Consider the following 560-nt stretch of genomic DNA (forward strand, 5'->3'; position numbering starts at 1 on the left):
CTCTGGGCTAAAAGTCAGGCCCGGACTTTTAGCCCAGAGTCCCTTACACACCGCCCCTAACCCGCCTTGCTTCACACTCTGCTTCACACTCTTATATAACTCTTTACCCTTCCTTCACAAAAACTCAACCTTTTCCTGCCATAATAACGACAATCAAAATCGAATGAAGGAAGAAGGTCCTTTCATGCTCAAGACAATGAACGTCCCTGGATTACCCGTTGAAAATCTCATTATTTGGCAACAACTCTTTCGACAATTCAGTACTGCCCCACTCCCTCGTGATTGGGACACCGCTCAAGATTTCCTTTTAAACCAAGGCGAGGTCTCCGAAATCATTGCCTGCTCCTCACAAGCTGAAGCGCAATGCCTGATTATCGAGGACAATGCCCGCATGGCGCTCTGGCAACAGGAACCCGACGCCTTTCACCTCTTTGGCCTTCAAGACGTCCACAGCTATGTCCTGGTTATCCAATAACCCCTACCGACTACTAATAAACACACAAAAAACGTGCCTGACAGTTCTTTCCGAGCGGAACTGTCAGGCACGCTATTTTAGTTGG

Annotated in this window: 1 protein-coding gene; it reads left to right on the forward strand. The window is 48.0% G+C overall.

Annotated features, from left to right (window positions below; genetic code table 11):
- Positions 1-184: 184 nt before the first annotated feature.
- The gene (locus JCM11969_RS16830; RefSeq protein WP_054713028.1) at positions 185-475 is read left to right on the forward strand and encodes a hypothetical protein; all 291 of its coding nucleotides are present in this window, start codon (positions 185-187) and stop codon (positions 473-475) included.
- Positions 476-560 lie beyond the last annotated feature (85 nt).

It is taken from the genome of Secundilactobacillus paracollinoides DSM 15502 = JCM 11969 (genome assembly GCF_001311135.1).
Classification (GTDB): domain Bacteria; phylum Bacillota; class Bacilli; order Lactobacillales; family Lactobacillaceae; genus Secundilactobacillus; species Secundilactobacillus paracollinoides.